This window comes from Segeticoccus sp. (genome assembly GCF_035708005.1).
The window spans coordinates 58,679-79,784 of record NZ_DASSTI010000150.1 but is presented as its reverse complement, the minus strand read 5'-3'; the positions used below and the strand labels follow the sequence as shown (position 1 = coordinate 79,784).

The following is a 21,106-nucleotide window of genomic DNA, read 5'->3' as shown; positions in this document are numbered from 1 at the left end:
CCTGTGGTCTAGACCAAGGTGGTTCGCCTGAGCATGGTGGCGACCGCCTGGGGTGTCAACCGGAAGTCCCCCGCGTCCCACCCGCTGGTCGCTAGGCTGCGGATGTGACTGCGGAATGGGGGAGCCCGGACGCCGATCGAGCGGCGGGCACGAAGCACTCGTGGCTGCGCCAGCAGCTGCGCGAGCGCATCGCCGACCTGGAGCCGGGCAGCGCCCTGCCGACCGAGCGGACGCTCGCCGCGGAGTTCGGGGTCGCGCGGATGACCGTGCGCAACGCGATCGCGTCCCTCGTGCGCGAAGGCCTGCTGCGGTCGGAACAGGGTCGGGGGACCTTCGTGCAGTCCCCGCCGCTGGAGCTGCGGGTGCGGCTCGGGTCGTTCGCCGACGCGGTGCGTCGGGCGCACCTGCACCCGACGACGACCACCCTGTGCTGTGTCCTCGACCCCGACCCGCCGCCACCGGTGCGCCGTCACCTGCGCGTCCGGCAGGGGCGGGCCGTCGCCCGGCTGGAGCGGCTCCGGCACGGCGACGACTCGGTCCTGGCGGTCGAGCGCACCTGGCTGCCCCAGCGGATCGCCGCCGGGCTGCTCGCCGGGGAGGAGCCGGTCAGCCTCTACGGCTACCTCGAGGAGCGTGGCGCCCTGCCCGACTCGGGCGAGGAGTCGGTGTCCGCCGGCCTGCCGGACGACTCCGAGTCGCGGCACCTGAAGATCAACCCGTCGGTCCCGGTGATCCGCCTCACCCGTCGCGCGTATGCCGGCACGCGCCCGGTCGAGTACGCCGAGGCGGTCCTGCCCGCGCACCGCTACGTCCTCTGGTTCCCCCTCGCCCCGGGAGGCGACGGCCGGTTGCAGGCCGACCTGTCCGTGGAGTGACCTCCTGCGGGTGCCGGTCGTCGCGCCCGAAGTCCGGCCAGCGGCCGTCCACTGCCGGCCGACGCCGTGGCCCGTGCGTGTCGGGCAGAGGTGCCCGCCGCCGCGCCGCCGCGACGGCTAGGCTCGCCGTCGATGAGCACCACCGAACCGGTTTCCCCAGCCGCGAGCAGCGGCGAGTCCGCCCCCGGTGAGAGGCAGCGTCCGCGCGTCGCCCTCGTCTTCGGCGGGCGGTCCTCCGAGCACGTGGTGTCCTGCTCCACGGCTGCCAGCGTCCTGCGCGCGATCGACCGCGACAAGTACGACGTGGTCCCGGTCGGCATTGCCCGGGACGGCCGGTGGGTCCTCGTCGCCGACGACCCCGCCCCGCTGCAGCTCGCACCCGGGCACCTGCCCGAGGTCGACGGCACCGGCAAGGGCGTGCTGCTCCCGCTGAGCACCACTGACCGGGCCCTCAGCGTCCTGGAGCCCGGTCAGGCCCCCCGGGTGCTCGGGGACGTCGACGTGGTCTTCCCCTTGCTGCACGGCCCCTTCGGGGAGGACGGCACACTGCAGGGGATGCTCGACCTCGCCGACATCCGCTACGTCGGCTCGGGGGTCCTGGCCTCCGCCGTCATGATGGACAAGCACCACATGAAGGTCGTGCTCGCGGGTGCCGGACTCCCCGTCTCGCCCTACGTGGTGGTCACCGACCGCGAGTGGCAGCGTGACAAGGCCGCCGCCATGGACGCCGTCGCCGCGCTCAGCTGGCCGGTCTTCGTCAAGCCGGCGCGGGCGGGTTCGAGCGTGGGGATCTCCAAGGTCAGCAGGCCGGACGCGCTGGAGGCGGCGATCGAGCTCGCGCGCCAGCACGACCCCAAGGTCATCGTGGAGGCGGCCGTCTTCGGCCGCGAGATCGAGTGCGGAGTCCTCGAAGGCCGCGACGGCGCGCCGCCGCGCACCAGCGAGCTCGGCGAGATCACCGTCGTCCGGGGCCACGACTTCTATGACTTCGAGGCGAAGTACCTCGCCGAGGCCGACGTCGAGCTCACCTGCCCCGCGAAGGTCCCCGACAGCGTTCGTGAGGAGACGCGGCGGGTCGCGGCCACCGCCTTCGACGCCGCCGGCTGCGAGGGTCTGGCGCGCGTCGACTGCTTCTACACCGAGAACGGTGAGGTCCTCGTCAACGAGGTCAACACCATGCCGGGGTTCACGCCGTACTCCATGTACCCGAAGGTGTGGGAGGCCAGCGGCATCGGCTACTCCGAGCTCATCGACGAACTGCTGCAGCTGGCGCTGACCCGCCGCACCGGCCTGCGCTGACCGGGTCCGGCTCAGCCGCTGGCGGTGCAGTGGCGCTGGCCCTGGGGGACCTGCTTGGCGGCCTGCGCGAAGGCGGGTAGCAGCAACGGTTCGGGGGCGTAGTCGTGCGGGACGAGCACCTCCACGGCCGGGTCGCGCCCGAAGCTGACGAACCGGACTCCGTCGGAGAGCCGGTGGGCCACCCAGTCCACGCCGTTGACGGTGATGCACTGCTCCGTCGTCGGTCCCGGTGAGGTGACCCCGCAGCGGGCGATCACCGCAGGGTCGCCCCACGCCGCGACCGTGGGTGAGTCACTGGTGGTCTTCGTGCGCTCGAGGTGGCCGACGCGCTGCGGCCAGTGGCGCGCCACCTTCGCGCACGCGGCGGTGTCGGCCCGGGCTGCGGGCGTGACCTGCACGGCCGAGCTGCACGCCGCTACGAGCCCGGCGGCGAGGGCGAGGAGCACCGCGGGGGTGCCGGCGCGCAGGGCCTGCCGGCGTCGCACGAGTCTCGCCCTCCAGCCCTTGGCACTCCGAACGCTGCTGCCGGCACGGCCTGCCGGCACGGCAGACGCTACCGTGCCTGCGGTGAGGGCCGGAGCGGAGGAGCAGGCGTGGGCGACGTGGTGAGGTCCGAGGAGTCCGGGGACCGGTCGTCGCCGCGCACCGGACCCGTGCTGGCCGACCTCGACGAGGACGAGCTGCTCGACCGGATCCTGCCGCTGTTTCCCCCTGCCCCCGGCGTCCTCGTCCCCGCCGGTGACGACACCGCGCTGCTGGCGGCGGGCGACGCCGTCCTGGCCACGACGGACACGATGGTGCGCGGGCGTGATTGGCTCGACGGGTGGTCGAGTGCCGAGGACGTCGGCGCCAAGGTGGTGGCCCAGAACGTCGCTGACATCGCGGCGATGGGGGGTGTCCCGACCGGGCTGCTGGTCACCCTGGTCGCCGACGTCCGCACGCCCGTGGCCTGGGTGGAGGACTTCTCCCGAGGACTCGCCGAGGCCGCGGCCGACGCGAGGGTGCCCGTCGTCGGTGGGGACCTGTCGTCGGCGCCCAGCGGCACGCTGGTGGTCTCCGTCACCGCCCTCGGGGACCTCGAGGGGCGCGCACCGGTGTTGCGGTCCGGGGCCCGTCCGGGGGACGTGGTCGCAGTCTGTGGCACTCTCGGTCGCTCCGCCGCGGGGCTGCTGCTGCTGCAGGAGGGCACTCCCTCGCTCGCCCCCGACCTGGTGGCCGCGCACCGACGTCCGCGGCCGGCGTACGACCAGGGACCGCAGGCCGCCCTGGCGGGGGCCACCGCCATGCTGGACCTCAGTGACGGGCTCGTGCGCGACGGTCGCCGGATCGCGCGGGCCAGCGGGGTGCAACTCGCCCTGTCCGGCGAGGCGCTCGCCGCGGACGTGGCGGCGCTGGCGCCGGCCGTCGGGACCACACGTGCCCGCGAGTGCGTGCTCACCGGTGGCGAGGAGCACTCCCTGCTCGCCTGCTTCCCCGCCGGCCGAGAGCTGCCGACCGGCTGGCGTGCGCTGGGTGAGGTGCGCGACGGAGAGGGCCTCACCCTGGACGGCCAGTCACTGCACGGCGGCGGGTGGGACCACTTCGCCGGCGCCGACCGCGGCTGAGCCTCCCACCTCCCGAGGGCGGAAGCTCCGGGGCCCCAAGGACACTCCCGACCGGTCGAAGGACACTCCCGACCGGACGAGGCCTCGGACACGACGAAACCGACCGCCGCGACGGACGTCACGGGGTCGGTTCCGGGTGGAGAGGAGTGCGGCGGCGGGCCGCCGCGACCGGTCAGCTCAGCGGCTGACCTTGCCGGCCTTGAGGCAGGAGGTGCAGACATTGAGCCGCTTGGGGGTCGTGCCCGCGTCGCCCACCAGCGCCTTGACGCGCTGGATGTTCGGGTTCCAGCGGCGCTTGGTGCGGCGGTGCGAGTGCGAGATGTTGTGACCGAAGCTCGGTCGCTTGCCGCAGACGTCGCAGGTGGCAGCCACGGGTGATCTCCTGAACTCGAGGGACGATGGTGGGCCGGCCACGATGGCGCAGGCGGGCGCGCACACCGGTCCGGGAACCGCACCAGCGTAGCCGAGGGATGCGGTCCCGCCCAAATGGTGGGTCCTGGCAGGGGTGGGCGTTAGCCTCGCCTTCACCAGGGAGGACGGCGGACCGGAAGGAGTGCGGCGGCGATGGCGGCGGAGCGGCTGTCCCGGTTGGACCTCGCCGGCGTGCGCCGGTGGGCGGTGACCGCGCGCGCCGCGCTGGCTGAACGCCGCGGCGAGATCGACGACCTCAACGTCTTCCCCGTGCCCGACGGTGACACCGGCACCAACCTGCTGCTCACCCTCGACGCGGCGGTCGACGCCGTCCGCGCCCCCACGTCGACCCGGCTGGAGGAGGTCATCGCGGCCTTCGCCCGGGCCACCATGGAGTCCGCCCGCGGCAACTCCGGGGTGATCGCCAGCCAGCTCGCGCGCGGCATCAGCGACGTGTGCCGCGAGCAGGCGGCCCGGGGCGGGGACGCCTCCCTGGACGGCAAGGGGCTCGCCCGGGCGCTGCGCCGCGCCCACGACCTCGCGCGGGCCGGTGTCACCCGGCCGTTGGAGGGCACGATCCTGACCGTGGCGCGGGCCGCCGCCGACGGCGCCGAGCGCGTCGCCTGCCGCACCACCGACCTGTATGCCGTGACCTCGGCTGCGCTCGAGGCCGCCCGGACGGCCCTGGTCGGCACCCGCGACCAGCTGGACGTGCTCCAGCGCGCCGGAGTCGTGGACGCCGGCGGCGCCGGCTACGTCGTGCTGCTGGAGGCGCTCGAGCGGGTCGTCGGCGGCCGGCGCTGGAGCCGCATCGACGACGGTGGGTGGCGGCCCGGACAGACCCGCACCGTCCGTGCGGGGCACGACGGTGGGGACCGAGCGGCAGGCACGGGGCCGGCATACGAGGTGATGTTCCTGCTCGAGGACAGTGACGAGGTGCGCGTGCGGGCGCTGCGCGACCGGCTGGACGTGTTGGGCGACTCGGTGCTGGTGGTGGGCGGACCGGACGTGTGGAACGCGCACGTGCACACCGACGACGTCGGCGCCGCCGTCGAGGCCGGGATGGCCGCCGGGCGGCCGCACCGGATCAACGTCACCCACTTCGCCAGCCAGGCCGGCCCGCCGCGGGCCGACCAGCGCACCGGGCAGGTGGCCGTCGTGGCGTGTGCCGCCGGTCCGGGCCTCGCGGCCGTGTTCGGCGACGCCGGTGCGCACGTGGTGCCCGACGAGCCGGGCCACCGCGCCTCGGCGGGGCAGCTGTTGGAGGCGGTCCGCGGATCGGCGGCCGGCTCGGTGCTGCTCCTGCCCGACGGCCCGGACTCCCTGCTGGCGGCGGAGGCAGCGGCGAGCGCCGCGGGTGCCGACGGGCTCGACGTCCACGTGGTGCGCGCTCGCGCGGTCGTCCAGGCGATCGCGGCGATGGCGGTCTTCGACCCGGCCGCGGGCACGCAGGACAACCTGCTGGCGATGACGGGGGCGGCGGCCGGCACCCGCCAGGGCGCCGTGGCCCTCGAGGACCCCGCGGAGGGAACGGTGCGGGGGCTGGTCGAGGGAGAGGTCGTGACGACCGGCACGGACCTCGCCGACATCGGGGCCGAGGTCGCCGAGCGGCTGCTGTCCGCCGGCGGCGAGCTGCTCACCCTCGTCACCGGCCGCGACGCCCCCGACCGGCTCGCGGCCCGCGTGAGCGAGCGGGTCCACGTCGCCCGTCCCGACCTCGAGGTCACTGCCGTCGTCGGCGGGCAGCCGCGGCCGACCCTCCTGCTGGGGGTCGAGTGAGCGAGGTCGGTCGCGACACCCGCCTGTCCGCGGTGGTGGGCTCGGCCGCCGCGAAGTTCGGCAAGAGTCGTGACGTCCACAGCGTCGGGGACTTCCTGGACTTCCTGCCGCGGCGCTACATGGAGCGCGGCGACGCCACCGACTTCACCCACCTGCGCGAAGGCGACTACGCCGTCCTCGTCGCCGAGATCACCGGCGCGACCACCCGCACCATGCACCGGCGCAAGGGCCGGATGCTCACCGTCACCCTGAGCGACGGGCTCGACGTGCCGCCCCACGAGCGACCCCAGCACGAGCTGCTGCTCACCTTCTTCAAGCCCTACGCCCACGAGAAGCGGCTGCTGCCCGGGCTGCACGGGGTCTTCGCCGGCAAGGTCCAGTACTACCGCGGCAAGCCCCAGCTCGCCCACCCCAGCTACGTCCTCTTCGACGGCCGCGACGCCGGCGCCGGGGCCCTCGACATCTACGGCGACGGCCTCGTGCCCGTCTACCTCGAGGTCCCGGGCCTGCACTCGATGCACGTGACCGAGCTGGCCCGCTTGGTCTTCCACGCCCTCACCGACCTCGAGGACCCGGTCCCGGCAGCCGTGCGGCTGCACCGCGGACTCGTCGGCGAGCTCGAGGCCTACCGGATGCTGCACCTGCCGCACGACCGCGACGAGGTCAAGCGCGGGCTGCGGCGGCTGCGCTACGACGAGGCGTTCGTGCTGCAGACCGCGCTGGCGATGCGGCGGCAACGGGCGGCCGGTGACCTCGCGGTCGCCCGCCCGGTGCGGCCAGGAGGGCTGCGCGAAGCCTTCCAGCAGCGGCTGCCCTTCGAGCTCACCCGCGGCCAGCAGGAGGTCGAGGCGACGATCACCGACGACCTCGCCCGCGAGCACCCCATGCACCGCCTGCTGCAGGGCGAGGTCGGCTCGGGCAAGACGGTGGTCGCGCTGCTGGCGATGCTCACCGTCCTCGACGCCGGGGGCCAGGCGGCCCTGCTCGCGCCGACGGAGGTGTTGGCGGCCCAGCACCACCGGTCCATCACGGCGCTGCTCGGCGACCTTGCCGAAGGCGGGCTGCTCGGCGGCAGCGAGATCGGCACCCGCGTCGCCCTGCTCACCGGGAGCCAGCCGACCGCGCAGCGCAAGGAGGCGCTGCTGCAGGCGGCCTCGGGCCAGGCCGGCATCGTCGTCGGCACCCATGCCCTGATCCAGGACGCCGTGCAGTTCGCCGACCTCGGGCTCGTGGTCGTCGACGAGCAGCACCGGTTCGGGGTGGAGCAGCGCGACGCCCTGCGCGGCAAGGCCGAGCGGCCCCCGCACGTGCTGGTGATGACGGCGACGCCCATCCCGCGGTCGGTGGCGATGACCGTCTTCGGCGACATGGAGACCTCGACCCTCTCCGAGCTACCGGGTGGCCGCTCACCCATCACGACGCACGTCGTACCGACCGACAGCCCCCGGTGGGTGGAACGCACCTGGGAACGCGTCGCCGAGGAGGTTCACGACGGGCACCGGGCCTATGTCGTGTGTCCCCGCATCGGGGACCCGCCCGGGACCGAGGCGGCCGGCGGACGCAGCGAGGAGGACCTCCCCTCCGACGCGGGTGGCCCCCCGATGCGCTCGGTCTACGACGTCGCCGAAGAGCTGGCGGCGACCCCGGCCCTGCAGGGCCTACGCCTCGCGGTGCTGCACGGCCGGATGCCGGCCGACGAGAAGGACGCCGCCATGCGCGCCTTCGCCCTCGGCGACGTCGACGTCCTGGTGTCCACCACGGTCGTGGAGGTCGGGGTCGACGTGCCCGCGGCGACCGTGATGGTGATCGTGGACGCCGACCGGTTCGGGGTCTCCCAGCTGCACCAGCTGCGCGGGCGGGTCGGCCGCGGCAGCGCACCAGGACTGTGCCTGCTGATGACCGGCGCGGGCGAGGGCCCCGGGCGTGAACGCCTCGACGCGGTGGCCTCCACCACCGACGGCTTCGAGCTGTCCCGGCTCGACCTCGAGCAGCGCAAGGAGGGCGACGTGCTCGGCACCGCCCAGAGCGGCGGCCACCGCCAGCTGCGGCTGCTCCGCCTGCTGCGCGACGAGGACCTCATCCTCGCCGCCCGCGAGGACGCCGCCGAGGTCGTCGCCGACGACCCGGACCTCGAACGCCACGCCGCCCTGCGTGAGCGGGTCACCGCCTCCCTCGACGAGGAGCAGGCCGCCTTCCTGGAGCGCGGGTGAGCCGGTCGTGACGCGCATCATCGCCGGCACCGCCGGCGGCCGGCGCCTGCACACCCCGCCGGGCAGCGGCACCCGCCCCACGAGCGACCGGGTCCGCGAGGCGGTGTTCTCGCGCCTGGAGCACCTCGACGTCCTGTCGGGTGCCCGGGTCCTCGACCTGTATGCCGGCTCCGGCGCCCTGGGTCTCGAAGCGGCCAGTCGCGGTGCCCGGCGGGTGGTCCTCGTCGACGCCTCCCGTCCGGTCACCTCGATCGCCACCCGCAACGTGCGCGAGCTCGAGATGGGCGACGTGGTCCGCGTCGTGGCCGACCGGGCCGAACGCGTGCTGCTCGGCGGTCCACTGGACGGCGGGGAGGAGGGTCGCTTCGACCTGACCCTGATCGACCCGCCCTACGACGTGGGGGAGGCGGCCGTCGGGGACCTGCTGCACCTGCTGGTGGCCCACCGGTGGCTCGCGCGGGATGCGGTCGTGGTCGTCGAGCGCTCGACCCGGTCCCCGGAGCCGCTGTGGCCCTCCCAGCTGCACCCCCTCGGGCCGCGGCGCTACGGCGAGACGACGGTGTGGTTCGCCGAGGTCCCCGAGCCGGACGAGAGCGCCTGAACGCGGTTCCTGCGGTGGACCCTTGACCGGTGCGTCGGGCCCGGTCTCGGGGATGGTGTGCGGGTGGCGCGGGGCCTCGGGCCGATGGGTTCCGCCGGTCAGCGGCGGCCGCGGTAGCGGCTGTAGAGGAAGACCCCCAGCCCGATCGCGACGAGGATGCCGATCGCTCCCCAGAAGCCGAACAGGTGGAAGAGGAAGCGCACGAAGAGGATCCGGTAGATGAGCCGGATCAGCCGGCCGGTCCCGCGGCCGCCGAGGCCCCGAGCGGGCAGGAGCAGCAGGTCAGGCGACATGCGTCCATCGTAGGAACGGCGCCTGCGACGCGGCTCCTGCGACGTCGCCGCTGTGCTGTCTCGCGGCTCCTGCGACGTCGCCGCTGTTACGGTCAAGGGCGTGACCAGAGTCTGCGTGTGCCCCGGCTCCTACGACCCCGTCACCCGCGGCCACGTCGACGTGATCGAGCGCGCCGCCGCGCTGCACGACGAGGTCGTCGTGGCGCTGCTGCACAACCCCGCCAAGCGCGGCACCTTCACCGTCGACGAACGCCAGGAACTGCTCGCCGACGCCCTGCATGACGTGCCGAACATCCGGATCCGGGCCTTCGGCGGCCGCCTCCTCGTCGACGTCTGCCGTGAGGTGGGCGCCCAGTCCATCGTCAAGGGCCTGCGCAGCGACACCGACTTCGCCTACGAGCTGCCGATGGCCCTCATGAACCGGCGGCTGACCGGGGTGGAGACGGTCTTCCTGCCGGGGGCGGCCGAGCTGTCGCACCTGTCCAGCTCGCTCATCAAGGAAGTCGTCTCCCTCGGCGGGGACGTCTCGGGCATGGTCACCCCCGCCGTCGAGGCGGCCCTCAAGGAGCGGCTCGGCGCCGGAGCGGCCGGTTGACCGTTTTGGGACCGGGGGCACCCCTCCGGTAACCTCGTGTGTCGGCCTGCGTCCCATCCGGCGCGGGCCGAGCCACCTCGACCGCACTGTGGAGCAGCACACCAGCATGAGTCGTCTCGACCCGCGCCAGCCCTTGGTGATCGACACCTCGGAGCTGGGCCGTCGGCCCGGGACGATGCTGACGCTGCAGCGCACGGTCGAGGCACCGGAGGACCTGGGCACCGACATCATCGCGGTCGCAGCCGGCCAGCCCATCGAGCTGGACGTGCGGCTGGAGTCGGTTGTCGAGGGCATCCTGGTGACCGGCTCGGTCCACGCCCATGCGACCGGCGCCTGCGTGCGGTGCCTGGACCCCGTCGACCGTGAGGTCGACGCGACCTTCCAGGAGCTGTTCGCCTACGCCGACCGCGCCGCCCACCACGAAGAGGTGGGGGATGACGACGAGGACGAGCTGCGCGAGCTCGAGGGCGACCTGATCGACCTCGAACCCGTGCTCCGGGACGCCGTGGTGCCCACCCTGCCGTTCCAACCGGTGTGCCGGGACGACTGCCCGGGCCTGTGCTCCGAGTGCGGGGCACGGCTCGCGGACGACCCGACACACCACCACGAGGTGCTGGACCCCCGGTGGGCGGCACTGCGTGACCTGAGCAGCACCCCGAGCGGCACCAGCGGCCGCAGCGGGTTGGACCAGCAGTCCGACGAGAACACCGACGAGAAGAGGAACTGACGTGGCTGTCCCGAAGCGGAAGATGTCGCGCTCCAACACGCGATCCCGCCGCGCCAACTGGAAGGCGAGCGCGACCTCGCTCACCGCGTGCCCGCAGTGCCACGCACCGAAGCTGCCGCACACCGCGTGCCCGTCCTGCGGCACCTACGCCGGCCGCCACTACGGCGCCGCGGAGCGCAGCGAGCACCAGGGCTGACCGGGCGGAGGATCGCGTGGCCAACGCGCGCTCATCCCGCACCGACGGCGCTGCGCAGCGACCCGTCGCCGAGCTTGCCGACCACCTCAAGGGCGTGGTCGGCGAGAGCGTCGACGAGTCGCTGCTCCAGCGTGCCCTGACGCACCGCTCCTACGCCTACGAGCACGGCGGCCTGCCGAACAACGAGCGCCTCGAGTTCCTCGGCGACTCCGTGCTCGGCCTGGTCGTCACCGACACCCTCTTCACCGCGCACCCGGACCTCGCCGAGGGCCAGCTGGCCAAGCTGCGGGCCGCCGTGGTCAACAGTCGGGCGCTCGCCGACGTCGCGCGCACCCTCGGCCTCGGCGACTACCTCATGCTCGGTCGCGGCGAGGAGAGCACCGGCGGACGCAACAAGGCCTCGATCCTGGCCGACACCACCGAGGCGGTGATCGGCACCGTCTACCTCTCGGCCGGGCTGCCCGCCGCGGCGACCCTGGTGCACCACCTGCTCGACCCGCTCATGGCCTCCACCGCCCAGATGGGGGCCGCCCTGGACTGGAAGACCAGCCTGCAGGAGCTCACCGCCTCCGGCGCCCTCGGCGTGCCCGAGTACCACGTCACCGAGGAGGGGCCCGACCACGAGAAGGTTTTCACCGCCGAGGCCCTCGTCGGCCAGGAAGTGCTCGGCACCGGCACCGGCCGCAGCAAGAAGGAGGCCGAGCAGCAGGCGGCCCAGCTGGCCTGGACCGAGCTGAGCCGCCGCGCCGAGGCGGTCCTCACCGCCGCGCCCGTCGACGAGAAGGACTCCACCGGCCGGGATGCCTGAGCTGCCCGAGGTCGAGGTTGTCCGCCGCGGCCTGGCCGACCACGTGGTCGGCCGCACCGTCACCCGAGCCGCCATCCTCGGCGCGCGCGTCGCCCGACGACACCTGCCCGGACCGGTCGACCTCGCCGCCCGTCTCACCGGCGCGGTGGTGCGCGCCGCCGAGCGCCGCGGCAAGTACCTCTGGCTGGTCGTCCAGGGCCCCGACAGCGATCCCGAAGCCCTCGTCGTGCACCTCGGGATGAGTGGCCAACTGCGCGTCGAAGCCCCCGACGCCCCTGCCGAGAAGCATCTGCACGCCACCTTCGACCTCGACGGCGACGAGCGCCGACCGAACCAGCTGCGGTTCGTCGACCAACGCACCTTCGGCGGGCTGTTCCTCGCCGACCTCGTGCCGGACCCGGCCGCCGCCACGGGACGGCCCGCGCGGGAGTGGGGCGTGCCGGGGACCATCACCCACATCGCCCCCGACCCGCTCGAGGCGGCCTACGACCAGGGTGCGGTCGTCCGGCGACTGAAGGCACGGCATACCGGCATCAAGCGGGCGCTGCTCGACCAGGGGCTGGTCTCCGGCATCGGCAACATCTATGCCGACGAGGCGCTCTGGCGCGCCCAGGTGCACGGGGAGCGCGAGGCCGCCTCCCTGACCAAGCCGGCGCTCGGGCGCGTGCTCAGCGCCGCGCGCGACGTGATGTCGGATGCCCTCGCCGCGGGTGGGACGAGCTTCGATGCGCTCTACGTCGACGTCAACGGGCAGAGCGGCTGGTTCGAGCGGTCCCTCGATGCCTACGGCCGGGAGGGACAGCCCTGCCACCGCTGCGGCCGTCCGCTGCGCCGCGAGTCGTTCATGAACCGCTCCTCGTTCTCCTGCCCGCGCTGCCAGCCGCGCCCGCGCCGCCGCCGCTGACGCCAACCTGGTCTAGACCTGACCGATCTGGCTCTCCTGCGGGTACTTCACGCCCAGTTCGAGCCGGGCCGCGTCGAGCACCTGCAACACCCCGACCGTGTGCGTGTGCGGCACCAGCTCGCTCTCGACGGCGCCGGCCCGCAGGCAGCGGGCGAACTCCTCGAGTTCAGGCTGGAAACCGTTGCGGCCGCTCGTGACTCGCTCTTCGCCAGCGTCGGTGGCGATGGTGATGGCCGGCGGGTCCTGGAAGGAGGCATCGATCGTGATGGTGCCCGCGGTGCCGACCACGAGCGCCGAGGGCGCGGCGTCCCCCAGGGAGGAGCAGAACACCTGCGCGCTCGCGCCCCGGGCATAGCCCCACTGCAGGGACACCGCCGCGTCGACGCCGGTCGGAGCGAGGCACCCGGTGACCTGCAGCGTGTCCGGCTCGCCGAGGAAGAGCCACGCGAGGTGCGCGGGATAGACCCCGAGGTCGAGCAGTGCGCCGCCGCCGTTGCCGGCGTCGAAGATCCGGTGGGTGGGGTCGTAGGGAAACCGGACCCCCAGCCGCGCCTGCACGGACACCACCTCGCCGATCGTCCCGTCCGCCGCGGCCTGCGTCGCCCGGCGGATCAGGGGCTGGCACCGCATCCACATGCCCTCCATGGCGAGCACCCCGTGGTGCCGGGCGGCCGAGAGCGCCGCGTGGGCCTGGTCGGCGTTGAGCGTCAGCGGCTTCTCGCAGAGCACCGGCTTGCCCGCGGCGATCGTGACGAGGAGCTGCTCGTGGTGGACCGCGTGGGTGGTGTTGAGGTACACCGCGTCGACGTCCGGGTCCTCCACGAGCTCCGCGTAGTCGCCGGCGGCACGGAGGGCGCCGTGCTCGTCGGCGAAGGCACGGGCCCGCACCGGGTCGCGCGCCGCGACGGCCACCACCTCGTGCCCGGGCGTCTGGGCGATGGTGCGGGCCATGGTGTCGGCGATGCCTCCAGCGCCGAGGAACCCCCAGCGAATCGGTCGCTCCGTGTCCCCGGTCGTCGACGTGCTCATCGGCCGAGCGTACGTCGACCCGGCGAGTCCGGCCCACGGTCGCTGCCTACGATCGAGAGCATGGCGCGAGCGACGATCTTCGTGCGAGGACGAGTGCAGGGCGTGGGATTCCGGTGGTGGACCCGGGCTCGCGCCCTGGAGCTGGGCCTGGTCGGACACGCCCGCAACATGGCCGACGGTCGCGTCGAGGTCTGCGTGCAGGGCGACCGCGCCGCGGTCCAGCAGCTGGAACAACTGCTGCGCGAGCAGCCGAGCACCTCCAGTCGTCCCGGTCACGTCGACTCCACGGTGACGCAGTGGGGCGAGGACCGGGTCGACGTGACGGGGTTCGTCGAGAAGTGAGCCAGGAGGAAGAAGTGGCGGCGTCGCTGGAACTCGGACGCACGGGCGGGACGGGCGAACGTGCTTGGCACGCCATGCCATTCGGCCTTTGGGGTTTCGTCGGGATCATCGGCGGCGGCCTCGTCGCCGCGGTGACCCACCCGCTCGGGTGGGAGGCCCACGGGTCGTGGGTGTCGGCATACCTCGTGCTCGTCGTGGGGGTGGCCCAGCTTGGGCTCGGGGTGGGTCAGGCCTGGCTGGCGGACCGGCTGCCCGGGCGGCCCCAGATCACCGGAGAACTGGCGACGTGGAACCTCGGCAGCGCCCTGGTCATCCTCGGCACGCTCGTCGCGCGCACCTGGGTGGTCGACATCGGCGGGGTGCTCCTGGCGGTGGCGCTGGTCCTCTTCCTGCTCGCCGTGCGCGGCCGCCCCGGGGAGCCGCGCTGGGCGTGGTGGGGCTACCGCGTGCTCGCCCTCATCGTCCTCGTGAGCATCCCCGTGGGCCTCGTCCTGTCGGCGCTGCGCCACCCCTGACCCCGGCGTTGACCTGCGACGGCGGGGGTGGGACTCTGGAGGAGCCCGGCGGACGTACGCCGCGAGCAAGACACCCGCCACCCCCTGCCACAGCGGGGGCCCACAACGGAGTGGCCATGGCCAAGGCACTGCTCGGTCACCGCACCATGCGAGATGACCGTCTCCTGCGCGAGACGGCGCGTCTGCGTATCCGGGTGCGGGACCTCGAGAGCATGATCGCTGACCTGCAGCAGGACAACGACCGTCTCCGAGCGGGGCTGGAACCCAGCACCGCGTCGGTGGTCGAAACCTCCGGCTGAACCCGGGTCGCGCACGCAGTCGGGGGGGCTGGTCGGTCGACGCACGACCGGCCGTTCGGCGATGCCTCCGGCGCCGCCGCCGGTGCCCTGCGGCACCATCGGGGGATGACCGACGAGCCCGACCTCCCGCAGCCGTCCGACGTCCGCGCCGCCGCCCAGCGGCTCTCGGGGCACCTGCGGACGACCCCGGTGCTGACCGTCACGGGTGCGGACTGCCCGGCGCCGGCCGCCTCCGTGTCGCTGAAGTGTGAGTTCCTCCAGCACACGGGCTCATTCAAGGTTCGGGGCGCCTTCAACCGGATCCTGTCGGCGGCTGACGCGGCCGGCCCTGGGCACCGGCAGCTGCAGGTCGTGGCCGCCAGCGGCGGCAACGCCGGCCTCGCGGTCGCGCACGCCGCCGCGCAGCTCGGGCACCGCTCGGTCGTCTTCGTCCCCGAGACGGCTCCCGCGGTCAAGGTCGCGCGCCTGCACGCCCTGGGGGCGGACGTGCGCCAGGTGGGTACCGAGTACGCGCACGCCCTCGCAGCCGCCGAGGAGTATGCCGGTCACGTCGCCTCGGTCTTCGTCCACGCCTACGACCAGCCCGAGGTCGTGGCGGGGCAGGGCACGATCGCGCTCGAGTTGCTGGAGCAGGTGCCGCAGGGGCTCGACACGCTGCTCGTCGTCGTGGGCGGAGGCGGCCTGATCGGGGGCTGTGCCGTGGCGGTGGGCGACTCGGTGCAGCTGGTCGGGGTGGAGCCGCAGGGCGCGCCGACGCTGCACGCCGCGCTCGCGGCCGGTGAGCCGGTGGACGTCCCGGTGGGTGGCGTGGCGGCGGACTCGCTGGGGGCGCGCCGGCTGGGCCGCCTGGCCTGGCAGGCGGTGCGCCGCCACGGGATCGAGAGCGTGGTCGTGCCCGACGAGCAGGTTGTCCGTGCGCGGCGCAACCTGTGGGAGCGGTTCCGGGTGGTCGTCGAGCACGGCACGGCAGCCGCGTGGGCAGCGCTGCTCACGGGGGCCTACCGGCCTGCCACCGACGAGCGGGTCGGCGTCCTGCTCTGCGGCGCGAACACCGATCCGTCAACGCTCTGACCACTCCTGTCACACGGGTCACGACCCGCCGGGAGCGGCCGCTCGCCTCCGCGGTGCGGTGCGCGCCCGCCGGTATGGTGTTCGCGGCTCGTCGGAGCCGCGAGACAGCACCAGCCAGCAGCACCGCCACCACAGGAAGCCGACCACGCGTGTACGTCAAGAGCCTGACCGTGAAGGGCTTCAAGTCCTTCGCCTCGGCGACGTCGATGAAGCTGGAGCCGGGCATCACCTGCATCGTCGGGCCGAACGGGTCCGGCAAGTCCAACGTCGTGGATGCCCTCGCCTGGGTGATGGGCGAACAGGGGGCCAAGAGCCTGCGCGGCGGCAAGATGGAGGACGTCATCTTCGCCGGCACGGCCGGGCGCCCGCCGCTGGGGCGCGCCGAGGTAGCGCTGACCATCGACAACGGCGACGGCGCGCTGCCGATCGACTACACCGAGGTGACGATCGCGCGGACCATGTTCCGCAACGGCGGCTCGGAGTACGCCATCAACGGCACCTCCTGCCGGCTGCTCGACATCCAGGAGCTGCTGTCCGACTCCGGCATCGGCCGCGAGATGCACGTCATCGTCGGGCAGGGCCAGCTCGACGCCATCCTGCGGGCCACCCCCGAGGAACGGCGCGGTTTCATCGAGGAGGCCGCGGGCGTCCTCAAGCACCGCAAGCGCAAGGAACGCGCGCTGCGCAAGCTCGACCAGATGGAGGCCAACCTCACCCGCGTCACCGATCTGACCGGTGAGATCCGCCGCCAGCTCGGCCCGCTCGGCCGGCAGGCCGAGACCGCGCGCAAGGCTGCGGTGATCCAGGCCGATGTCCGCGACGCGCGACTGCGGCTGCTCGCCGACGACCTCGTCCAGCTCACCAGCACCCTCGAGCAGGAGGTCGCGGACGAGAGCGCCCTGGTCGCCCGGCGCACCGAGGTCGAGCAGGCGCTGCAGCGCGCCCAGAGCGGTATGACGGAGCTCGAGCGGGCGGCCGAGCTCGCCGCCCCGGAGCTCACCCGGGCGCAGGAGGAGTGGTTCGCCCTCTCCGCGCTGCAGGAACGTCTCCGCTCCACCGGCAGCCTCGCCGCCGAGCGGGTCCGGCTGCTCAGCCAGGACGAGGAGGACCCGGAGGGCGAGGGACGTGACCCCGAACAGCTGCGGGGCCAGGCCGCGCAGGTCCGCGAGCAGGAACGGGCGCTCGAGGAGGAGATCGACCAGGCCCGGGCCGCGCTCGAGGAGGCGGTTGCCGGCCGGGAGCAAGCCGAGTCCGCTCATGCCGAGGAGCAGCAGCGCCTCGCCCGCCTCGCCCGCGCGGCCGCCGACCGGCGTGAGGGCCTGGCCCGGCTGGCCGGCCAGGTCGCCGCCCGGCGCAGCCGGATCGAGGCCGGGGAGGCCGAGATCGGACGGCTGCGGGAGAACGGTGCCCAGAGCACTGCCCGGGCCACCGAGGCGGAGAACGAGTTCACCCGGCTCGAGGCGAGCATCGCCGCCGACGAGCAGGGGGAGGAGGGCCTCGACAGCGCCTACGAGGACGCGGCCGCCGCGCTCGAGCGGGCCGAGGCCGAGCTGGAGGAGTGGCGCGAGAAGGCCCGTACCGCCGACCGGGACCGGCAGACGCTCGGCGCCCGGCTGGAGGCGCTGGAGCTGGGCCTGCGCCGCAAGGACGGCGCCGAGGCCCTGCTCGCCGCGGGCGAGGAGGTACCCGGCGTGGTCGGCTCCGTGTCGGCCCTGCTGCAGGTGGACGGTGGCCACGAGGCGGCCGTCGCGGCCGCGCTCGGCTGGGCCGCCGACGCACTGGCCGTGGACTCCCTCGACCACGCCCGGTCGGCGCTGCAGCGACTGCGGGCCGACGACGCGGGACGGGCCGGGTTGCTCGTGGGGGCCACCGCCGCGCGGGACGCCGGTGCGGAGTCGTCGCGCGGCCCGCTGCCGGAGGGCGTCGTGGCCGCCCTCGACGTGGTCAGCTGCCCGGAGCAGGTCCGGCCCGCCATCACCCAGCTGCTCGCCGGTGTGGTGCTGGTGCCCGCGGCGGAGGACGACGCCACGCTGGCGCAGGTCTCCGAACTGGTGGCCGAGGGCCACACCGCCGTCACCCCCGAGGGCGACGTCTTCGCCCCCGGCTTCGCACGGGGCGGGAGCTCCTCGGCCCCGAGCCTGATCGAGATCCAGGCCGCGGTCGACGAGGCCCGCGAGCGGCAGCAGGAGGCGGTCCGGCGGGGCGAGGAGGCCACCTTCGCGCAGTCGGCTGCGGAGGAGAAGGTCCGCGCCGCCTCGGAGGTCGTCGAGGAGGCCCTGGAGCGGCTGCACGACTCCGACGCGAAGATGTCCGCCGTCGCCGAACGGCTCGGCCAGCTCGGCGCGACGATGCGCGCGGCCCGCGCAGAGCGCGAACGCAGCGAGCACGCCGTCGCCGAGGCCCGGGAGGCGCTGGAGGCGGGGAAGGCCGAGCTCGCCGAGCTCGAGGAGCGCCTCGCCGCTGCCCAGGAGGACCCGGGCGAGGAGGAGCCCGACGCGGCCGAACGTGACCGCCTGGCCGAGCAGGCCCGCACCTGCCGTGCGACGGAGACCGAGGTCCGGCTGACGCTGCGGACCCGCGAGGAGCGGGCCCGGGCCCTGCACGGACGGGCGGACTCCCTCGAGGCCGCGGCCCGCGCCGAGCTGCAGGCCCGGGAACGTCGGGCGGCCCGGCGCGAGCGCCGTCGGCGGGAGGCCGCCGTGGCCACCGCCGTGCAGCGGGGGGCCGGGCACGCCGCCGAGCGGGTCGGTGCCTCGCTGGAGCTCGCCGCTGCCGCACGCGCCCGGGCGGAGCAGGAGCGTGCCGGGCGGGAGCGCGGGCTGGCCGAGGTGCGCCGTCAGGTCGCGTCACTCGGCGACGAGCTGCGTGAGCTCACCGACACGGTGCACCGGGACGAGGTGGCCCGAACCCAGCAGCGGCTGCGGATCGAGGCCCTGCAGACCAAGGCGGTCGAGGAGCTGGGCATCGAGCCGGAGGCCCTGACCGAGGAGTACGGCCCGCACCAGCTCATCCCGCCCATCCCGGGTGCCGACGAGGACGGCAAGGGCACCGATGCTGAGCCGCCGCGGCCCCGGCCGTTCGTGCGCGAGGAGCAGGAGAAGCGACTGCGCCGTGCCGAGCGCAAGCTCAACCAGCTCGGCAAGGTCAACCCGCTGGCCCTGGAGGAGTATGCCGCCCTGGAGGAGCGCCACAAGTTCCTCACCGAGCAGCTCGAGGACCTCAAGAGCTCCAAGCGAGACCTGCTCGACATCGTCCGGGAGGTGGACGAGCGGGTCGAGCGCGTCTTCGCCGACGCCTACGCCGACACCGCGGCGCAGTTCGAGGGGGTGTTCGGCCGGCTCTTCCCCGGCGGCGAGGGACGGCTCGTGCTCACCGACCCCGGCAACATGCTCACCACCGGCATCGAGGTCGAGGCCCGTCCGCCGGGCAAGAAGATCAAGCGGCTCTCGCTGCTGTCCGGCGGTGAGCGCTCGCTCGTGGCCGTCGCCCTGCTCGTGTCGATCTTCAAGGCCCGGCCCAGCCCCTTCTACATCATGGACGAGGTCGAGGCGGCCCTGGACGACGCCAACCTCGGCCGGCTGATCACCCTGTTCGAGGAGCTGCGCGACTCCAGCCAGCTCATCGTGATCACCCACCAGAAGCGGACCATGGAGATCGCCGACGCGCTGTACGGCGTGAGCATGCGTGGTGACGGCGTGACGACCGTCGTCTCCCAGCGGCTGCGCGACCTCGCCCCCGGCGACGGCCCGAGCGGGCCCGGCGGTCCGGGTGAGGCCGAGGAGGCGGACCCGCGGAGCGCCTGAGGCGCGTCCTCGCGGGCGTTCCGGTCGGTGGGTGCGCTCGCGTGGAGCAGCCACACGCAACCACATCGTGACGTGATCTTTGCCACAGCCACGGCGGGTCGATTGGAGTGCAGTGCCCGAACGGGGGACCCTAGTGCCATGTTCACTCTCGTGATCGGGATGCTCGTGTGCGTCGTCATCGCCGCAGTGGTGGTCGGCGTCGTGGCCGTTCCGGCACGACGCGAGGGCCGCGAGGTGCTGACCCCCCACGGGGAGGAGGTCGTGGCGCACGTCCGCCACCGCACGTCGCAGGCCGCGGACCGCGCCAAGGAGCGCACCGAGGGCGCGCTCACCACCGCGAAGTCCCGCGCCAGCGAGGTGCGCAGCCGGGCCGGCTCCGATGCAGGCGGCAACCCCCAGCGGCACGCCGACTCCCGCCACTGAGCGCGCGGCCCCGGATCGGGCCGCCAGAAGTATGCCGAACAGCCGCCAGTTCGAGGGTGGTTCGGTGGGCTGAACCGCCTCATCAGGGTCTGAGAGGATTCACTGCGTGGATCCCGTGACCGAGATCATCGTCATCGCCGTCGGCGTCGCCGTGGCCGTCGTCGCCCTCGTCGTCGGCCTGGTGCGCGGCCGAGGTGGTCGCCACACGACCCTGCCGAAGACCGAGGAGCGGCCCCGGCCGGGCATCGACTACGCCCCCGGGGTGGGCGACGACGCCGAGACTCCTCGGGACAGCGAACGGCGCACCATCGACACCGCCGCGGGGGTCGACACCCTCGAGCCACCACCCACCGAGCCGGAGGTCGTCGAGCCGGAGGAGCGGCTGGCGGAGAAGCCGGCCCCGGTCAAGGGCCGGATGCTCCGGCTGCGCTCGCGTCTGGCGCGCTCCAACACGGCGCTCGGGCAGGGCCTGCTGACGCTGCTGTCCCGTGGCGGCCTCGACGAGGAGACGTGGGAGGACGTCGAGGACACCCTGATCCAGTCCGACCTCGGGGTGGAGGCCAGCACCGAGGTCATGGAGTCGTTGCGGCGCCGGGTCAAGATCGAGGGGGCCCGCGACGAGGCCACGGTCCGCGGTTGGCTGCGGGAGGACCTGCTCTCCCTCGTGGGGCCCGACATGGAGCGCGACATCGCCTCCTCCCGCGTCGCCGGCCGACCCGCCGTCGTGATGGTGGTCGGCGTCAACGGCACGGGCAAGACCACCACGGTCGGCAAGCTCGCCCGTGTCCTCGTGGCGGAGGACAAGGACGTCATGCTCGGCGCGGCCGACACCTTCCGCGCGGCGGCCGCCGACCAGCTGCAGACGTGGGGGGAGCGGGTCGGCGTGCCGACCATCCGCTCCGACCGCGAAGGGGCCGACCCCGCGGCGGTGGCCTTCGACGCGGTCAAGTCGGCCGTCGAGATGGAGGCCGACGTGGTGCTCATCGACACCGCCGGGCGGCTGCACAACAAGGTCGGGCTGATGGACGAGCTGGCCAAGGTCAAGCGGGTCATCGAGAAGCAGAGCCCCATCGACGAGGTGCTGCTGGTCCTCGACGCCACCACGGGGCAGAACGGCATGCGCCAGGCAGAGGTCTTCAGCGAGGCCGTGCAGATCACCGGGATCGTCCTGACCAAGCTCGACGGCACCGCCAAGGGCGGGATCGTCGTGGCGGTCCAGCGCAAGCTCGGCGTCCCGGTCAAGCTGGTCGGTCTGGGGGAGGGCCCCGACGACCTGGCGCCCTTCGACCCCGAGGCGTTCGTCGACGCCCTGATCGCCTGAC

The 21,106-nt window shown here is 73.9% G+C and carries 22 protein-coding genes; 18 read left to right on the top strand and 4 right to left on the bottom strand.

All coding sequences use genetic code 11. From position 1 onward, the window contains the following. The first annotated feature begins 104 nt into the window (after nucleotides 1–104). A complete protein-coding gene (locus tag VFL99_RS14770) occupies nucleotides 105–875 on the top strand; it encodes a GntR family transcriptional regulator (RefSeq protein ID WP_325107110.1) in 771 nt (256 codons plus the stop codon). Nucleotides 876–1,007: 132 nt separating this feature from the next. Continuing rightward, nucleotides 1,008–2,174: a D-alanine--D-alanine ligase family protein gene (locus VFL99_RS14765; protein WP_325107109.1), complete on the top strand. Its 1,167-nt coding sequence runs from the start codon at nucleotides 1,008–1,010 to the stop codon at nucleotides 2,172–2,174. An 11-nt stretch (nucleotides 2,175–2,185) separates the two neighbouring features. Here the strand turns inward: VFL99_RS14765 and VFL99_RS14760 are convergent, their stop codons facing one another. Further along, the gene (locus VFL99_RS14760; protein WP_325107108.1) at nucleotides 2,186–2,659 is read right to left on the bottom strand and encodes a DUF3515 family protein; all 474 of its coding nucleotides are present in this window, start codon (nucleotides 2,657–2,659) and stop codon (nucleotides 2,186–2,188) included. Nucleotides 2,660–2,767: 108 nt separating this feature from the next. On the opposite strand from VFL99_RS14760, the gene thiL reads away from it, so the two are divergent. Continuing rightward, nucleotides 2,768–3,778, top strand: a complete 1,011-nt coding sequence (gene thiL, locus VFL99_RS14755; RefSeq protein WP_325107107.1) for a thiamine-phosphate kinase — start codon at nucleotides 2,768–2,770, stop codon at nucleotides 3,776–3,778. Between the two features lie 177 nt (nucleotides 3,779–3,955). Here the strand turns inward: thiL and rpmB are convergent, their stop codons facing one another. Continuing rightward, a complete protein-coding gene (gene rpmB / locus VFL99_RS14750; protein WP_325107106.1) occupies nucleotides 3,956–4,150 on the bottom strand; it encodes a 50S ribosomal protein L28 in 195 nt (64 codons plus the stop codon). Between the two features lie 192 nt (nucleotides 4,151–4,342). Here rpmB and VFL99_RS14745 point away from each other — a divergent pair, with 192 nt between their 5' ends. From VFL99_RS14745 to rsmD, 3 genes are read left to right on the top strand one after another with little or no spacing between them, the layout of a single operon-like run. Then, nucleotides 4,343–5,968 (top strand): DAK2 domain-containing protein, encoded by a 1,626-nt coding sequence (locus VFL99_RS14745; RefSeq protein WP_325107105.1) that lies wholly within the window; start codon nucleotides 4,343–4,345, stop codon nucleotides 5,966–5,968. Continuing rightward, nucleotides 5,965–8,178 (top strand): ATP-dependent DNA helicase RecG, encoded by a 2,214-nt coding sequence (locus VFL99_RS14740; protein ID WP_325107104.1) that lies wholly within the window; start codon nucleotides 5,965–5,967, stop codon nucleotides 8,176–8,178. Before VFL99_RS14745 ends, VFL99_RS14740 begins: the two co-directional genes overlap by 4 nt. 7 nt (nucleotides 8,179–8,185) lie before the next feature. Continuing rightward, nucleotides 8,186–8,779, top strand: coding sequence for a 16S rRNA (guanine(966)-N(2))-methyltransferase RsmD (gene rsmD, locus VFL99_RS14735; RefSeq protein ID WP_325107103.1), 594 nt, complete (start codon nucleotides 8,186–8,188; stop codon nucleotides 8,777–8,779). Nucleotides 8,780–8,877: 98 nt separating this feature from the next. On the opposite strand, the gene VFL99_RS14730 is transcribed toward rsmD, so the two are convergent. Next, entirely contained in the window at nucleotides 8,878–9,072 is a 195-nt protein-coding gene (locus VFL99_RS14730; RefSeq protein WP_325107102.1) for a hypothetical protein, read from the bottom strand. Between the two features lie 100 nt (nucleotides 9,073–9,172). Between VFL99_RS14730 and coaD the strand changes: the two genes are divergently transcribed. From coaD to mutM, 5 genes are all read left to right on the top strand, one after another. Beyond that, complete coding sequence (gene coaD, locus VFL99_RS14725; protein WP_325107101.1) at nucleotides 9,173–9,667, top strand: pantetheine-phosphate adenylyltransferase; 495 nt, start codon at nucleotides 9,173–9,175, stop codon at nucleotides 9,665–9,667. A 106-nt stretch (nucleotides 9,668–9,773) separates the two neighbouring features. Further along, a complete protein-coding gene (locus VFL99_RS14720; RefSeq protein WP_325107100.1) occupies nucleotides 9,774–10,394 on the top strand; it encodes a YceD family protein in 621 nt (206 codons plus the stop codon). A gap of 1 nt (nucleotide 10,395) precedes the next feature. Beyond that, nucleotides 10,396–10,590, top strand: coding sequence for a 50S ribosomal protein L32 (rpmF, locus tag VFL99_RS14715; RefSeq protein ID WP_325107099.1), 195 nt, complete (start codon nucleotides 10,396–10,398; stop codon nucleotides 10,588–10,590). Between the two features lie 16 nt (nucleotides 10,591–10,606). Next, nucleotides 10,607–11,398, top strand: a complete 792-nt coding sequence (rnc, locus tag VFL99_RS14710) for a ribonuclease III (RefSeq protein WP_325107098.1) — start codon at nucleotides 10,607–10,609, stop codon at nucleotides 11,396–11,398. After that, entirely contained in the window at nucleotides 11,391–12,302 is a 912-nt protein-coding gene (gene mutM / locus VFL99_RS14705) for a bifunctional DNA-formamidopyrimidine glycosylase/DNA-(apurinic or apyrimidinic site) lyase (RefSeq protein WP_325107097.1), read from the top strand. Before rnc ends, mutM begins: the two co-directional genes overlap by 8 nt. Nucleotides 12,303–12,314: 12 nt before the next feature. Here the strand turns inward: mutM and VFL99_RS14700 are convergent, their stop codons facing one another. Further along, nucleotides 12,315–13,331 (bottom strand): Gfo/Idh/MocA family protein, encoded by a 1,017-nt coding sequence (locus tag VFL99_RS14700; RefSeq protein WP_325107096.1) that lies wholly within the window; start codon nucleotides 13,329–13,331, stop codon nucleotides 12,315–12,317. A 60-nt stretch (nucleotides 13,332–13,391) separates the two neighbouring features. On the opposite strand from VFL99_RS14700, the gene VFL99_RS14695 reads away from it, so the two are divergent. The 7 genes from VFL99_RS14695 to ftsY all read left to right on the top strand — a co-directional run bounded on the left by VFL99_RS14695 (nucleotide 13,392) and on the right by ftsY (nucleotide 21,105). Beyond that, nucleotides 13,392–13,673 (top strand): acylphosphatase, encoded by a 282-nt coding sequence (locus VFL99_RS14695; protein ID WP_325107095.1) that lies wholly within the window; start codon nucleotides 13,392–13,394, stop codon nucleotides 13,671–13,673. Nucleotides 13,674–13,747: 74 nt separating this feature from the next. After that, complete coding sequence (locus tag VFL99_RS14690; RefSeq protein WP_325107094.1) at nucleotides 13,748–14,188, top strand: hypothetical protein; 441 nt, start codon at nucleotides 13,748–13,750, stop codon at nucleotides 14,186–14,188. 116 nt (nucleotides 14,189–14,304) lie between these two features. Next, nucleotides 14,305–14,487 (top strand): hypothetical protein, encoded by a 183-nt coding sequence (locus VFL99_RS14685; RefSeq protein WP_325107093.1) that lies wholly within the window; start codon nucleotides 14,305–14,307, stop codon nucleotides 14,485–14,487. A gap of 105 nt (nucleotides 14,488–14,592) precedes the next feature. Next, nucleotides 14,593–15,558 carry a threonine/serine dehydratase gene (locus VFL99_RS14680; protein ID WP_325107092.1) on the top strand — a complete coding sequence of 322 codons (966 nt, stop codon included), beginning with the start codon at nucleotides 14,593–14,595 and terminating at the stop codon, nucleotides 15,556–15,558. 149 nt (nucleotides 15,559–15,707) lie between these two features. After that, nucleotides 15,708–19,361 carry a chromosome segregation protein SMC gene (smc, locus tag VFL99_RS14675; RefSeq protein WP_325107091.1) on the top strand — a complete coding sequence of 1,218 codons (3,654 nt, stop codon included), beginning with the start codon at nucleotides 15,708–15,710 and terminating at the stop codon, nucleotides 19,359–19,361. 138 nt (nucleotides 19,362–19,499) lie between these two features. Further along, the gene (locus VFL99_RS14670; protein ID WP_325107090.1) at nucleotides 19,500–19,784 is read left to right on the top strand and encodes a hypothetical protein; all 285 of its coding nucleotides are present in this window, start codon (nucleotides 19,500–19,502) and stop codon (nucleotides 19,782–19,784) included. A 97-nt stretch (nucleotides 19,785–19,881) separates the two neighbouring features. Beyond that, a complete protein-coding gene (gene ftsY, locus VFL99_RS14665) occupies nucleotides 19,882–21,105 on the top strand; it encodes a signal recognition particle-docking protein FtsY (protein ID WP_325107142.1) in 1,224 nt (407 codons plus the stop codon). Nucleotide 21,106: the final 1 nt, after the last annotated feature.

Bases quoted from the DNA above. Each gene is read 5' to 3' on its own strand.
- VFL99_RS14765 (WP_325107109.1), top strand. From the start codon at position 1,008: ATGAGCACCACCGAACCGGTTTCCCCAGCCGCGAGCAGCGGCGAGTCC.
- VFL99_RS14745 (WP_325107105.1), top strand. From the start codon at position 4,343: ATGGCGGCGGAGCGGCTGTCCCGGTTGGACCTCGCCGGCGTGCGCCGG.
- VFL99_RS14730 (WP_325107102.1), bottom strand. From the start codon at position 9,072: ATGTCGCCTGACCTGCTGCTCCTGCCCGCTCGGGGCCTCGGCGGCCGC.
- VFL99_RS14720 (WP_325107100.1), top strand. From the start codon at position 9,774: ATGAGTCGTCTCGACCCGCGCCAGCCCTTGGTGATCGACACCTCGGAG.
- mutM (WP_325107097.1), top strand. From the start codon at position 11,391: ATGCCTGAGCTGCCCGAGGTCGAGGTTGTCCGCCGCGGCCTGGCCGAC.
- VFL99_RS14700 (WP_325107096.1), bottom strand. From the start codon at position 13,331: ATGAGCACGTCGACGACCGGGGACACGGAGCGACCGATTCGCTGGGGG.
- VFL99_RS14695 (WP_325107095.1), top strand. From the start codon at position 13,392: ATGGCGCGAGCGACGATCTTCGTGCGAGGACGAGTGCAGGGCGTGGGA.
- VFL99_RS14690 (WP_325107094.1), top strand. From the start codon at position 13,748: ATGCCATTCGGCCTTTGGGGTTTCGTCGGGATCATCGGCGGCGGCCTC.
- VFL99_RS14685 (WP_325107093.1), top strand. From the start codon at position 14,305: ATGGCCAAGGCACTGCTCGGTCACCGCACCATGCGAGATGACCGTCTC.
- VFL99_RS14680 (WP_325107092.1), top strand. From the start codon at position 14,593: ATGACCGACGAGCCCGACCTCCCGCAGCCGTCCGACGTCCGCGCCGCC.
- VFL99_RS14670 (WP_325107090.1), top strand. From the start codon at position 19,500: ATGTTCACTCTCGTGATCGGGATGCTCGTGTGCGTCGTCATCGCCGCA.